Origin of the sequence: Methylotenera versatilis 79, from assembly GCF_000384375.1 — a bacterium.
Lineage (GTDB): Bacteria > Pseudomonadota > Gammaproteobacteria > Burkholderiales > Methylophilaceae > Methylotenera_A > Methylotenera_A versatilis_B.
Genome location: NZ_ARVX01000001.1, coordinates 798,253 through 812,814, shown reverse-complemented (window position 1 = coordinate 812,814; position 14,562 = coordinate 798,253). Strand labels below are relative to the sequence as shown.

The 14,562-nt window shown below is 41.2% G+C and carries 14 protein-coding genes; 4 read left to right on the top strand and 10 right to left on the bottom strand.

What is annotated here, in order from left to right:
- Positions 1 to 23 precede the first annotated feature (23 nt).
- Together napG and napH are read left to right on the top strand one after the other, a co-directional pair.
- On the top strand, positions 24 to 725 hold the full coding sequence (gene napG / locus METVE_RS0104145) for a ferredoxin-type protein NapG (RefSeq protein ID WP_020167187.1): 702 nt from the start codon (positions 24 to 26) through the stop codon (positions 723 to 725).
- The gene (gene napH / locus METVE_RS0104140) at positions 719 to 1,585 is read left to right on the top strand and encodes a quinol dehydrogenase ferredoxin subunit NapH (RefSeq protein WP_020167186.1); all 867 of its coding nucleotides are present in this window, start codon (positions 719 to 721) and stop codon (positions 1,583 to 1,585) included. The genes napG and napH overlap by 7 nt, the downstream gene beginning before the upstream one ends.
- 184 nt (positions 1,586 to 1,769) lie before the next feature.
- Here napH and METVE_RS0104135 read toward each other — a convergent pair whose 3' ends face one another.
- The 10 genes from METVE_RS0104135 to METVE_RS0104090 form a co-directional block, all read right to left on the bottom strand.
- Positions 1,770 to 2,147, bottom strand: a complete 378-nt coding sequence (locus METVE_RS0104135; RefSeq protein ID WP_020167185.1) for a c-type cytochrome — start codon at positions 2,145 to 2,147, stop codon at positions 1,770 to 1,772.
- A gap of 303 nt (positions 2,148 to 2,450) precedes the next feature.
- Positions 2,451 to 3,305, bottom strand: a complete 855-nt coding sequence (locus tag METVE_RS0104130; protein ID WP_020167184.1) for a TorF family putative porin — start codon at positions 3,303 to 3,305, stop codon at positions 2,451 to 2,453.
- 527 nt (positions 3,306 to 3,832) lie between these two features.
- Positions 3,833 to 4,159, bottom strand: coding sequence for an antibiotic biosynthesis monooxygenase family protein (locus METVE_RS0104125; protein WP_020167183.1), 327 nt, complete (start codon positions 4,157 to 4,159; stop codon positions 3,833 to 3,835).
- 15 nt (positions 4,160 to 4,174) lie between these two features.
- Positions 4,175 to 5,080, bottom strand: a complete 906-nt coding sequence (locus METVE_RS0104120; RefSeq protein WP_020167182.1) for a dihydrodipicolinate synthase family protein — start codon at positions 5,078 to 5,080, stop codon at positions 4,175 to 4,177.
- A 150-nt stretch (positions 5,081 to 5,230) separates the two neighbouring features.
- A complete protein-coding gene (locus METVE_RS0104115; protein WP_020167181.1) occupies positions 5,231 to 6,205 on the bottom strand; it encodes a vWA domain-containing protein in 975 nt (324 codons plus the stop codon).
- A complete protein-coding gene (locus tag METVE_RS0104110) occupies positions 6,202 to 6,717 on the bottom strand; it encodes a hypothetical protein (RefSeq protein WP_232415545.1) in 516 nt (171 codons plus the stop codon). The genes METVE_RS0104115 and METVE_RS0104110 overlap by 4 nt, the downstream gene beginning before the upstream one ends.
- Before the next feature lie 44 nt (positions 6,718 to 6,761).
- Entirely contained in the window at positions 6,762 to 7,727 is a 966-nt protein-coding gene (locus tag METVE_RS0104105; protein ID WP_020167179.1) for a vWA domain-containing protein, read from the bottom strand.
- A complete protein-coding gene (locus tag METVE_RS0104100; RefSeq protein WP_020167178.1) occupies positions 7,728 to 8,699 on the bottom strand; it encodes a hypothetical protein in 972 nt (323 codons plus the stop codon).
- Positions 8,696 to 9,559, bottom strand: coding sequence for a DUF58 domain-containing protein (locus METVE_RS0104095; RefSeq protein ID WP_020167177.1), 864 nt, complete (start codon positions 9,557 to 9,559; stop codon positions 8,696 to 8,698). The genes METVE_RS0104100 and METVE_RS0104095 overlap by 4 nt, the downstream gene beginning before the upstream one ends.
- Positions 9,560 to 9,588: 29 nt before the next feature.
- Positions 9,589 to 10,638 carry an AAA family ATPase gene (locus METVE_RS0104090; protein WP_020167176.1) on the bottom strand — a complete coding sequence of 350 codons (1,050 nt, stop codon included), beginning with the start codon at positions 10,636 to 10,638 and terminating at the stop codon, positions 9,589 to 9,591.
- A 178-nt stretch (positions 10,639 to 10,816) separates the two neighbouring features.
- Between METVE_RS0104090 and pdxR the strand changes: the two genes are divergently transcribed.
- Both pdxR and METVE_RS0104080 read left to right on the top strand, forming a co-directional pair.
- On the top strand, positions 10,817 to 12,295 hold the full coding sequence (gene pdxR / locus METVE_RS0104085) for a MocR-like pyridoxine biosynthesis transcription factor PdxR (protein ID WP_020167175.1): 1,479 nt from the start codon (positions 10,817 to 10,819) through the stop codon (positions 12,293 to 12,295).
- Positions 12,296 to 12,835: 540 nt separating this feature from the next.
- On the top strand, positions 12,836 to 14,527 hold the full coding sequence (locus tag METVE_RS0104080; RefSeq protein WP_020184184.1) for a diguanylate cyclase domain-containing protein: 1,692 nt from the start codon (positions 12,836 to 12,838) through the stop codon (positions 14,525 to 14,527).
- Positions 14,528 to 14,562: the final 35 nt, after the last annotated feature.

Genomic DNA, 14,562 nt, shown 5'->3' with positions numbered 1-14,562 from the left:
AGAGATTAAGATTGGAGCAAGATATGTCGAAGCATATGCCTGCAAAAGAGTCAGTGGACAAGTCTGTGATAGAAGAGCCAGAGCGCAGGAAAGCCATAAAACGTATATTTCGTCATGCTGGCCTGGGGATGCTCGGCACTGTTGTTGCGCAGGCAGCAATTTTCTCACGGCCTGCGCGTGCTGCCAAAATTCTTAGACCGCCTGGCGCGTTGCCGGAAAAAGAGTTTGATTCGACCTGCATCCGCTGCGGCTTATGTGTTAATGATTGTCCCTACGACATACTCAAGCTGGCAAGCTGGGCTGACCAAGCGCCATTGGGTACCCCGTTTTTTGTAGCACGCCAGGATCCTTGCCGCATGTGCACTGATATTCCTTGTGTGAAAGCCTGTCCAACCGGTGCCCTTGACCCATTACTGATAGATATCCGCAAGGCAGATATGGGTGTGGCGGTGTTGGTAGATCACGAAAACTGCCTAAATTATAAAGGCTTGACCTGCAGTATCTGCGTACGCGTATGTCCGATCCAGGGTGAGGCAATTTCGCTGAAACCGATACAGAACGAGCAAGGCCTGTTGCAGATTCCGACAGTGGACCCCGATAAGTGTACAGGTTGTGGCACCTGTGAGAAACATTGCGTACTGTCCGAAGCGGCGATACGAGTGCTGCCGCGTGAATTAGGGTTGGGTGTTTCCGGTACGAACGCCATGGGGCGCACGGTGTGGTAATAGCTAATTTATTCCGGCGTATTGTTTCTTTCCTGAAAAGCCATCGCTGGCTGCTGATGCGCCGCACGCTGCAAATTCTGATCGTACTTGCTTTTGTCGTTGATATTCCGGAAGTAGGGCATATCGCCCACGGTAATCTGTCCTCCAGTTTCTGGTTTTGGAATGTGCCGCTTAGCGACCCCTTCGTGCTGCTTCAATCGCTGCTTGCGGGCGCTCCTCTGGCGCAGACTGCGCTGATTGGAGCTGCCATTGTGGCAGGTTTTTACGCATTTTTTGGCGGTCGCATTTATTGCAGCTGGGTATGTCCGATTAATATTTTGACCGATGCTGCACACTGGCTGCGGCAGAAACTCAAAATAAAGGGCAACCTGACCATGTCGCAAGACCTGCGGTCGGTGCTGCTGGTAATGGCGTTAGTGCTGTCTGTAATCACTGGCACACTGGCCTGGGAGAACATCAATCCGATCACGCTGTTGCAGCGTGAAATCATGTGGAGTTCTGCTGCCGGACTCACATTTCTCGCAGCATTGTTCCTGTTTGATTTTCTCGTGACACGTCGTGGGTGGTGCGGGCATCTTTGCCCAGTGGGCGCTTTTTACAGATGGATTGGGCATTATGGTAGGTTGCGTGTTACTGCACTCAATACCGATTCGTGCTCAGGTTGTACCGACTGCATCAAAGTTTGCCCTGAACCTCATGTACTAGCGCCCTTGTTTGCCCAGAAAGCCATTACGGTAACCAATAGCGACTGTACGCGCTGTGGTGCGTGCCTCGATAAATGTGGCAGCGGAGCACTGTCCATGAAGTTGGATATGGGCCGTGGAAGCTCATTTCGTGGTATCCCGATTGTGAAAAATTGATTTGATGCAGATCATGTCTGCGAAGTAACGAAGCAATTAAATTTAAAGAGGCCTATTGCAGGCTGGTTTATCTGAATTCTTATCTCACATATCTTACATTTTAGCTTGCAAACACTGCATGATCCTACAAATCAAAAAAGCGGGACAAGCCCGCTAAAGTATAATTAGAGTCGATAAAGCTGATTTACAGAGTTCTGATCCAGCGCACAACTTCTCTGAACTCATCGTCTGTTAATTTACCTTCGTTAGGAGGCATAGGTAACACGCCCCAAGTGCCACGACCGCCCTTTTTGATTTTGGTGATCAATTTATCTTCTACATCCTGACCTTTGTATGCTGCAGCTATGTCTTTGAATGCTGGCCCCACAGTTCGTTTTTCAATGGCATGGCACATCAGACAGCTACCTTTTTCTGCAAGAATGGCGCCGTCAGCCAGCACTCCTTGGGAGGCTAGTCCAAGTGTAGCTGCCAATATTATGGATAACGGAGATTTCAACGTGATGGAGGTCGCAGTAACCGCTTTAGGGATGCGAGCCGAAAAAAATAGTGATTGAGTGCGCATAATTAATCCAGTTTAGTAATAATCGAAGTTTGATTTTAGACGTGACAATTGTTATACGATGGTAAGAAACGGCATTACATATGCTAATGGGTAGTGATTTTGCCGCGTGAAATCATATAATCACCAAGTTAAGGGTTTGCCATGAGCTAATTTTGATTGGTTTTTTTAGGGTGTAATACAGAGTTGCCATTGGGATAAGAATGCCAGTTTTTACTATCTGAGGAAAAGCCCCATTCAAAGTAAGAAATTTTGGAGAAGAACGGGGCTTATAAATTGACTTTTGACTGATTAAATTCACCCGTATTACATATTGAACCGAATGAAGCCAAAGAATTTGTTTTCAGCAGTTTTATAGCCATCACTCGCTACATACCAGTCATGATTGGCATCAAGTGCCACATAACTAATGCCAGCATTCCAACCTTTTAAGTTGGCAACGGTGAAGTCCTTGTTGAGGCCGATTGAATAGTCGGTGTAATCGGCGATATGGTAGTTATTAACCGATTGATGACCTACATGGATGACACAGTTAATATTTGAATTCGAAATTTGAGTAGTGTAGTTGGCTTCCAAATAGTAACTGCCTTTAGAGTCGCCAACTCCCATTTCATGACTGCCGATAATCTGGTGCCCCATTGAAACTGAATTGACTCCAAACCAATCAGTCAACGAATGCGAGTATTTAACATTGAACTGACGATAATCAATTGCAAGATTTAGTTCCGTCACATGAGGATGCTGTCCAACATAATGGTTATTTTGTGGGTAATAGTAGGTGATAAAACCTGTCGTCACTGCCAAATTTTCAGCAAACTTTTTCTTGAATCCTGCATAAACATCTGTTTCATAGGTGTTGCCATAAATGGCGCCCTTATCCACGTTGGTATAACCCAACCCAATGAAGAAACCGTTATCATTTGAATAATCAATAGCAGCTTGAAAAGCACCTCTACCTCTTCCGTATGATATCCCCCTAAATAAGTAATCGGTGTAAACACCAACATTACCGTTAAGATGATGTGTTGATGTAATTAATTCAGTTGGACTCTCTTTAATAATGTCAATTGCATCTGTAATAGTGACTTCTTCAGCCTGTGTAAGCGTGGTGGTTCCGAATAAAAATACTGACACCAAAAGGCATCCTCTTTTTTGTTTCATACAAACCCTCTCTGATTGTTATATATTTTTTATGACATCTATAACCTGGCAAGCTTGAAAGGTGGGAAATGTAAAGGGTGGATGATGCAAAACATCAGTGAGTTAATAACTATAAAACTTTGAAACTAAGTACTCTTCTGAAATTCACTTCTGATACTTAAAATCCATCCACCTGATTTTATAACCCCCCCCCAGATTTTTGCTTCTGGTCGATACATTTGAACTGAAGCGATACGACAATAACTTTGTTAACGAAGATGGTGTAGCAAGAATTGGCAAACCCGCAATATTGATGGAGAAATATAGATTAGTTATGCCATTTATTGCTATTCATGAAGGTGTTACACGACTAAATTAAGATTTGGAACAAATTATTCAGAACTAAAGCAACAAGCTGAATAAAAACAGGCAATTAATAGTCCGAAAAGGGCCGACTTTACCCATCGACACTAAGCGGCACCAAAGTAGTCATTAGAGATTTGTTGGATACGCCGACTCTCTGTAGTGAGCTGTTCTTAGCGGAGAGCTTAGCCCGCTTTGGATAACGGCAGAGAAGTCAGCTTGGCATCCCCATAGGTTTTAATGACCTCAGAAATAACCACTTGATATCCATTAAGCCAATTTTCTTGAGCAGCTTTAGCTTCTAAATGCTTTGGATGTTTAATTAAAGCTTGTAATGATTCTAGGGTCTCCCAGTAGTAAACATTCGAGACAAGCCCTGTATTTGGATTTTCCCAGATTTCTTCTCCAATGTAGCCAGGGATTTCTTTAGCTGCTTCCGCAATTGCTTGGTCTAGGCGATAAAACTCGTTATCGAACTGCTTCTTCGCAAAGATAAACGTTGATGAGTACATAGCAGTGAAAATTCCCTATTCAGAAATGAGTGAAATATTTTTCATTTGGTTAATCACTTCATTTAACGTTTTGCGAGCTTCCGGATTCAGTGACATAAGTGGAGCAGGTAAACAAGGCTCTGTGATTATTCCTTCTAACTCAGCAACGGCAGCAATTACCCTTAGACTTCCAAATTGTTTAAATAACGCCCATAGAGGCTCAAGTTGTTGAGTAAGTGATTCATAAAGTTGCAAATCATCACTAGATGCTACCAGTATTATTTTACGTGCTAGTTTAGGGTAGAGCCCAGCAATTACAGAGTACCAAATATCACAGCCAGCTTTAATACCATTCATTGCATGCCAATCTCCACTAATCCCAATTGTTACCTTTGCAGGCAAGAATGACCGGAGTTTCTCAATTCTAGATTTTGCTTGGTGAGTATCTGTCGGCACGCCAGGAATTTTAATAGAGTTTACATTGGGTAACTCGGAGATTCGAATATACAGTTCATCACTAAATTCAAAATGTGTCGTACCAGGATTATCATAGATGCATAACGGTACTGATAGATTCCTGCAGACATCAGCATATAAACAATATACTTCATCCTGTGTAAGTCTCTGGTATGAAACAGGGGCTAAAAGAACAGCGTCCACGCCTGCCAATTGAGCATCTTCCGCCAGCAATAAGATATCCGATGTTCTAACAGCACCGATACTTACCATGACAGGGATATTTTCAGAATGATCAACTGCAATTTTTGCTATCTGGTAACGCTCCTTTCGCGAAAGGTATGCGTAGTTCCCAGTTGAACCAAGTGCGCCAATTGAATCTACTTTTGCTTGTGTGAGCCGAACAATAAGCTTAATGAAAGCTTCTTCATCTAAAAAACCATTAAATAATGGTGTTAATGGGAACGCACTTAAACCAATAAACATAGATTCCTAATAGAATATTCTTCAGATTTACAAAATTAGTTTGTTCAATAAAAGATTGTTAGAGCTATATATAAGTCTCACTGCAGCGTAATGATAATTATCAAATTACATAACTGGTTTTATACAGTAGTCGAATGTTCCTTAAGGATGCTATTGGCTCTTATTAAATTTTTTCTTATTTAAACGATATGAAAGTAAATCAGGTAAATAAGTGGATAGTACGAGTAAAACAGCAATAAGTAATAATATCCATCTTATAGAATAAGCCGTTACAAATTTTGCAGCAGGTGTTTGTGATTGCACGAATTCGTAAAAACCGGGTGTATCAGACCCTTCAATGTATTGTCCTTTAATTTCACTAGCCATGTCTTTTAAATGTTCAGTATCTTGTTTCGATAAAAATCGATCAAACTCAGCATATGCAACAGGAGGATCGGGATCATCTTTGCTAGCATCGTTATACATAATACCCCCACCAGCGCTTTCTGCAGCGGCATCTGTACCCCAATAACCCACAAACTTATTGTTAGCATTGAAACGTTTTATCGGGACCGGGTCAGTACCGCCAACACCCACAAATATCACATTTTTGCCGATGCGAACATCGCTGATATCTAGTTTATTAATGCCATTTGCTTTAGGCGCTTCATCGCCATCTGTAAAGAAAAGCATCTGGGCGGGAATATTAAGGTATTGGAAAGTCGCTTCTGCCGCTTTGATCCCGAACGTCATGCGACTATTACCGCTCCATGCCATGCGCCATTCAAGATGATTGATGGTATCTGTAATGATATCGAAATTAGCACAAACCTCTAAAGGCATAAAAAGCAGCGCTACATTCTCGGCCGCAAAAATTCCTACGCTGACGTAAGTCCCGCAAGGTGAAGATTTTACGACTTGTTTCATCATGTGCTGCGAGTAGGCTAAACGGCTAACGACTTTATTGCCAACTTTCATGTCTTCCGCGTTCATGCTTTGCGAAACATCGGCCACTAACAGATAGTTATGCACCTCTTGTTTGAGTTGTATATCGGGTTTGATTAAAGCTAGTAGCAAAAAAACCAACGCTAATACTAATAAAACACTTTCATATTTTGCCCTCAATTTTGAAATGAGATTTTTCATGGCAATCCTTGTGGCAAATTACTAATCTCCATACCCGATGGATCTTGCGCGACTGTTTTGATATTTTTTGGAATGATGGAGAGTAATAAGCTGAGATTAAACTTTGACGCTTTTGAATAAGGATCCAGTTTTAAAGCTTGCTCATAGGATGCTTTTGCCTGCAAGTAATTGAATTTAGCCTCCTCTTGAAGTTCACCATCTTCATTGACTAATCTTTGTAAGCCAGACCGGAATAAGTTATTAGCAATATTAAAATGGATCTGTGATTTCAGTTTTTTATCAATCTCAAACTGATTTTCCTGATCTTTTTTAGGCGGCTCCATTAATTGGCCAAACCCTTGTATGGCATGCTTGTAGTTGCCCGATTTAGCCTGTTGATACGCATCAGAATATTTTTGGTGGAATGGATAAGTTTCCATATCCAGAACCTGGCCAGATAATAATTGCCTGTTCACTTTTTCAATTTTTTTAAATTGATACAGTTCATAACTCGTACCAATTAATCCTGTCAAAAAAATGAGCCCTATTATTTGGTTAATGCGGACGATTCTGTTTTTCATTCATGCACCTTTAGGTTTTTAACGGCTAACATCAAAGCAATTAATACAAATGCCAGGATGATGAAAACTTTTGAATAGTCATATCCGGCAATTATTTCGGTAAATTTAATGGTCTTTTTTTCACGGGAATCAATATCGTTAATGGCTGATTCCAATGTCTCCGGATTATCGGCTTCGTAAGCTTTGTATTTAAGGCCTAATGACTGGAAATACTTATGCAACACGATTGAATTCGGTTCGCGAGCTTCATCATAGACTTCTTTTGTGAATATGCTGGGTTCGCCCGGCTCGCGTAGCATGATCCAGTAGATACTCAAGCCGCGCCGCTTTAATCTCTCGCTCAATAAAAACTTGATACGCGGGCTAAGTTTTCCGGCACCATCAGAAAGCAAGATAATCGCTCTTGATCCTGAGTTTTGAATCTGGTCGAACAAGCCGACTGCTTCAGTTAACCCTGCGCCGATATTGGTTTGATTCAGAGAAGGGCTAGTAGCGGCTAAAATCGCAGCATGTATGGCATCACGATTAGTCGTGATTTTAATGCCGTATAAAGCGGAGTTAGTAAAACCGACCACACCCATCATGTCATCAGGGCGAGAGTCAATAAACTGCGTAATAATTCTTCGTGCGGCGACAGATTTAATCTCCGCTGCATTTCCGGAAGAATCCCCTGCAAAGGGATGATCCATACTAACGCTGCGATCGATGACCATGACTGTTTGTGCCCCCTTACCAGCGCGCTGCACTTTTTCATCATGACCACGTGGCCCAGCCATTGCAATGATGATGCAGGTTAATACCAGCGCCATAATGATTTTGATGGCCAGATTAAGCCTTTCCGAAAGTTCATCTTGTGGCAATAAATCAAGCCAGGTATACATCTTGCCTTGATGGCCTTTCAGCCAAAACGGGATACCGATGATCGGCAACAAAGCGAATGCCCAAGGATTTAAAATCTCCATTTAAATACCTCGTTCGCAATGGCGAAGCTGTTTACTTAACGTTAATAAACCCTCAATTACTTTGGCACTATCATTGGTTTCTATGGCGTACAAGGAATGGTTAGAGTCATCAAAAAACTGTTCTATATCGACCTTCATTTTTTTGAAGGTCGGTCGTAACTGAATGAAATGGTCAATATCACGCGCGAATATGTTTGCACCGTAATGTTGATTAAAAGCTTCATGCAAGTAGACCAAGGCCTGTTTTTCATCTTTTGCAGTTTTCGTCACTGATTTTTTTGATAGACGCTTAATCTGTCTATGCGCCCTGGAAAAAGCGCCTCTTGTGAATGGCAGCCATTGACCATCTGCGTTGATGTATACAAAGATTAATACACTTCCTACCAATAAAACTGCAAACAGGATAAGTAATATTTGATCTTTCCTGTTTTCAACTAAAGGCGGCTTCACGTCTGGCTGCATATTTTTTTCTGCAGTATCTATTCCTCCGATAACGATGGGGGAAAACCAGAAATTCCAAGCTGGCAATTCTATATTTTGAGGAGTGTTACCTGATTTTTTGACATGGGTGATACGGAAATTCTCAACCGGTAAACTCATCACTACAGGTGTAGTGCTGGAATTGAATGGCTGATAATGTAAATTTAAAGTATAAAAGGTGTGTGTCTTTTGAACATCTGTTTTGACATCAATGCCGGTTAACTCAATACCCTTATCTTTTTTGCCTTTTTTGGGCAAATCATTAGCGGCTAACTCAAAAGACAAAGGTGCTTTTATGATGACTTTTCTGACTAACGCATCGCCTATTTGAATTCCATAACTGGAGTTTGGATTACTAACGGAAACTATTAGCGCTTTGTTTGAAACTGAATCTACAGCATCTTTTGCTGATGCATTCATACACAATACTGCCGCCATTAAAAAGGTCATGCCAATAAGTATTGATGATAATTTGGGAGTAATTTTTTTCATAGATTCATATTTTGTTCAAAATAATTTGTCATGATTTCTGGCTTGTAATCGCCATGAATAAATAAAGCTGGGCAATCAAATTTCAAAAATAAGGCTTCGAGGGAAAGCCTGCGTTGATGGAATTTTTTAATGAACTCTGCCCTTACTTCATTTCTTAAAAAAAGCGTTTTATTGAAGCCTGTTTCAGGATCGATAAAAGTCTCAAATCCAAATTTAGGTAGTTTCTTGTACTCCTGGTCATCCCAAATCGCCACTGGGATGACTTTATGCAATGACATAGCAGTAAGTGTTTGTTCAATAATACTTAACGGCATATGGAAATCTGAAATCCAGAAAACTAAACCTCTGTTTTGCCCTAAATAGTTAGGCACATCCAAAATGCCTTCAGAACCTATGCGCATTAATTGATAATGTTGTAATTCTGCAATCACTTCAGATGCCTGATGGAGGTTGCGGCTCAATGGCAATGTGAATTCCTCTAGCACTTTGGTGTTGTAGCCAATAAAACTAAATAAATCACCAATTTGATAAGCGGAATTCGCTATTGCTGTGGATATTTCAATGGCTTTATCTAACTTTTTCTGGACACCTTTGAATTGCATGGAACTAGATAAGTCACAAACCGCATAAATGGGGGTTGTGCTTTCCTGGTTGAATTGCCTCACCTGTACTTGTTCGAATGGATCACGAATTGTCTGGCGGATATCCATACGGCGCGCATCCGGGTGGTCTACTAAATTGACATTTCCGCGATACTCTAAACCTATGCCACGCTGCGTCCCCCGGTGGTCGCCTAGTTGCACGCTAGACGATTTCCAGGGAATCACATATTCAAAAGCTTTTGCATATGAAGCACTCATTGGAGTTCCAAATAATTGGGAAGGGTGGCCTAAGCGGCTTTGCTAAAAACTTGACTTGGAACTGCAACAGTACTCATGATATTTGCAGTTAACTCTCTTGCTAAAGCCGTTCTGCGATTCTCATACATGGAATTAAAGACCAATCTGTGCGAAATAATTTCATGGAATATAGCGTGGATATCTTCTGGGAACATGCTATTACGACCATTCAGCCAGGCGTTCACTCTAGCTGCTTTCAGCAGCATACCCATGCCGCGAGGACTAGCGCCCGTTTGAATCAGCCGTGTGATGTCAACACTTTCCATCTTGACGCCAAATTTTTCAGGGTGTTGAGTGGCATCCCACAAGTCCATTGCATACTCTTCTAATACGTCGCTTGATTGAATATGATTTTGTAGCTGACTGGAAAAAGCATTCAACTGATCAAACTGCAAAATGTTACTTTCTACCTGCTGAGTCAGTTTTTCTGCATCTTGAAATTTTGTATTAAACACCAAGGATTTTTTTAGTTCACGATCGGAAGGTATTTCAATCGGTATTTCCATCATGAAGCGGTCACGAGCAGCTGTGGGAATTTCAAATGTTTCGTTTTTTTCAACTTGGTTTCGATCCGCAAATACAATCATATGCGGCATGCGATATTCTTTTTTAAATGCACTCAAATGGCGCTCGGCCATTACTCTCAGCATTAATGCATGCACTTGAGGTCGGGCTCTATTGATTTCATTAAAAAAGAAGACCGATAAATTTTCACCAGCGCGCAATAATGGGCCTTCATCAATTTGTGGCCGACCATCCGGACCCAGAAATGTGTGGTAGATCAAGTCATTCGGCATCAAATCGACCGTTCCTTCAATACGCTCATACGCACCACCGATTCCGCGTGCTATCGCTTGCAGTAACGTTGTTTTACCCACGCCTACACCACCGTCAAGCAAGACATGCCCGCGTGCGAAAATTGCGGTATTCATCAAGCGGATCGCATGTTTTTGCCCCACAATGACACTGTTAACCTCTTTTTCGAGCTTTAATGCATGGGTACGCCAATCTGATAATTGCGAATCAATGGTGAGTGACATAGATATCCTTAGTTAAATTAAAAATTACTATTGGTGACAAATACATTTGCTACAAATCGTTTCTGCAATGTAACAGAATGTAATTTCGCTCAATACATCCAGTTTCATTAATTCTACTGGTCCAGTAAAATTTAATGAGGTGCTATTATTGAGTAATCCAGAAAATTGAAGGGCGAATATGTTGAGGTCTTGGGATTTGAAATTACAGGTAAGAAAATCATCAGGTGTAGTTGTGTACTTGCAAATCGCACAACAAATTTCAGATGAAATTCAAAGAGGTCGATTAGCACCTTCGACTGCGATGCCAGGTACTCGAGAACTAGCAACAAAATTAAATATCAACAGAAAAACAGTCATTCTGGCTTATGAGGAGTTGATTGCCCAAGGATGGCTTACAACAGAAAGTCGACGCGGGACATTTGTGTCAGCCAAACTTCCGCATTTTTCTAGTTCAAAAAATTCAATAACGGTGTTGGCGCAGCAGCAGTTAGAACCCTTGGAACCTTTATATGAGAAATATTTTTCATCGAACGAAAAACACGATATAACTCAAATCATTGATTTTAATGATGGTATCCCTGACTCCCGATTGATACCTTTTGAAACATTGTCAAAGGCTTTCCGACATGCATTAATCGAACCTGTAAGAGCGAATAAACTTGGTTATGGAGATCCAAAAGGTAATCTAAGGTTACGTGAAGCCCTTTCAGATATGCTAAATTTGGAAAGAGGATTGAATTCAGAAGTAGATAACATTTGTATCACTCGCGGAAGTCAGATGGGTATATTTTTGGCAGCACGCGTGCTGGTTAGCCACAATGATTATGTCGTTTTCGAAGAATTAAGTTATCCGCCCGCAAGAGAAGCTTTTAGATCGTGTGGTGCAAAGATATTGTCTGTTGGAATAGACAGAGATGGGCTCGATGTTGAAGAGCTGGAAGCCTTGTGCAAACTACATAAAATTCGAGCGATCTACGTCACGCCACATCATCAATTCCCCACTACTGTGATGATGACAGCGGAACGAAGAATGAAACTAGTAATGCTTGCTGAAAAATACGATTTTGTCATTGTCGAAGATGACTATGACCATGAGTTCCACTTTCATAACCGCCCGGTTTTTCCGTTAGCAAGCACCTGTCATGCAGACAGGATCATATACGTGGGTTCGCTTTCAAAAGTGTTAGCGCCTGGATTACGCGTTGGATATTTAGTCGCCACAAAAGAAGTCATCAATGCTTGTTCATCACAAGTAATGTTAATCGACAGGCAAGGCAACTCGATTACCGAGCTAGCAGTTGCAGCATTAATGGAGTCGGGAGAGATCAAAAGACACATCCGCAGAACCTTAAAAACTTATAACGAAAGAAGGAATTTTTTAATGGAGTTGCTTCAAAAAGAGCTTGGAGATTTTATCAACTTTAATTCTCCTAATGGAGGATTGGCTATTTGGCTGAAGTTGAATGAAACGATTGATATAGAAAACTTTACACATAAAGCATTGGAAGAGAAAGTCAAAATTTTGCCAGCCTCATTATTTTCTCATACTAACAAATCTATTAATGGCATTAGGCTAGGGTTTGGAAGCCTTAATTTGAAAGAGCTTGAGTTGGGTACTCTTCGGTTAAAACATGCTTTCACAAATAAAAACAACTAAACAAATATCAATAAATCTTGTTTTCAACGTCTGCTTTGGACCGCTTATGTTTATTACTGAATCGTTGTAATTCGGCCCAAAGCAGACATTTAGATATCTTATGTGAATTGTCTACAACGAAATCAAATCCTAATAATAATTAACTTACTGAGCTTTATAATAGTCATTGTATATACCATTTGCAGGTTGATTAGTATGAATATTAGAAAAGCTACAAAGAACGACTTTGACCAAATATGACCAATCCTCCATGAGGTAGTCTCGATAGGTGAGACTTATGCTTAGGTACTTTGGAATCAGGGATATTTGGATTGATTCGTCAGCAGGTACGAGCCAATAGTTAATATTTTTGTGAAAATTAAGTAGGATTATCTAGAAAATTGAGACAAATTTACATCATTGTCTTTTTAATATACAGTTAACTCGTTGTTCTTAAATAAACGAAATTTAGTCTTTTAAGAGAACCTACAAGATTTGTGGATTACAAGCTAGTATTACTGGGTTATTGTAAAAATATTTGAGTTTTAGGGAGACAAGCCCTTGCCGATTAGCTGGAACGGTAATCTTATAGCCTTATCTGTGTTGATAGCCATGTTTGGCTCCTTCACAGCACTTTCTCATGCTGAGCGTATGCGGGAAAGTACTGGATATCAAGCTATGGCGTGGATGATGGCCGGTGGTTTGACTCTGGGCATGGCAATCTGGTCGATGCATTTTATCGGTATGCTTGCTTTTCATTTAACTATCCCTGTTGCTTATGACAGTCGTCTGACTTTTATCTCAGTATTACCTGCTATCGCTGCCGCCCTTCTCGGTTTCTATTTGCTGCGAAGCCCAAAACTGCAGTTGAAAAAAATTGTAATCGGCGGTTTCTTTATGGGATTAGGCATCACCGCGATGCATTACACGGGCATGGCAGCGCTCAAAATGCAACCCGCGATCAGCTACAATCCAACGATATTCGTTCTTTCCGTTGTCATTGCCATTACGGCCGCTATTGGCGCGCTTCTTATTGTATATGCTGGTGAAAAAACTGGATTGCATCCACTCATTCAGCACTTGTTAGGCGCGGTGATTATGGGCTTTGCAATTGCAGGTATGCACTACACTGCAATGGCGGGGGCTATTTTTGCGCCTGGCAGTATCTGCTCAATTGGTGGTTTGCAAATCGAACCCCATTTATTGGCTTTAATTGTCACCTCTGGTTGCTTTCTTCTTTTCAGCGGGGGCGGCTTTGCTAATTCACTTGACCGGCATATGGCGCTGGACAACGTACGATTAGCTCATGCTCAATTAGAAGCACAGCAGAAGGAGTTGCAAATTGCTGCCAGTGCTTTTGAAGTGCAGGAAGGCGTGATGGTCACTGATGCTAATAACGTGATTTTACGCGTTAACAAGTCTTTCACTCAATTGACTGGCTATAGTACGGAAGAAGTTTTAGGCAAGACAACTACAATGCTTATTTCCGAGCGCCATGATGAACAGTTTTACCAAGATATTTTAAAAGCATTACGGGATGATAAATGTTGGGTAGGTGAAGTTTGGAGCAAGCGTAAGGATGGTGTAATTAATCCCTATCGGCTTACGATAACGGCAGTTTCCAACTCTGATGGTCAGGTCACGAATTTCGTCGCTGCAATTTCTGACATCCGCGAGTTTAAAGAGGCTCAGGAGAATATTTTGCTTCTTGCCTTTCATGATCCACTTACTCAACTACCCAATCGACGCCTGTTACAAGATAGATTACAGCAGGCAATTGTCGGTAGTGTGAGAAGTCACCGCTATGGTGCAGTTATGTTCATCGACCTCGACCATTTCAAAACACTTAATGACACTTTAGGGCATAATTTTGGCGATATGCTATTGATGGAAGTGGCATATCGCTTACAGGACAGTGTACGCGAGGGTGATACCGTCACACGGTTAGGTGGTGACGAATTTGTGGTGATGTTGGAAGGCCTCAGCGAGGATATAAAAGGAGCAACTATCGAAGCTAATATCGTTGGGAAAAAGATTGGTGCAATGATTAACCAGCCCTATTTTTTACAAGATAATGAGTACTGTATTAGCGGCAGTATTGGAGTATGTCTATTTTGCGGCAATACGTACAGTGTGGATGACTTACTTAAACAGGCTGATTTAGCCATGTATAAAGCGAAGAATTCCGGACGTAACGCATTGCGATTCTTTAACTCCTCCATGAAAAAAAACCTAGAAGTAAGCACTCCTTAAATTTAAACTGGCGATGCTTGTGTAAGACGCAGAAA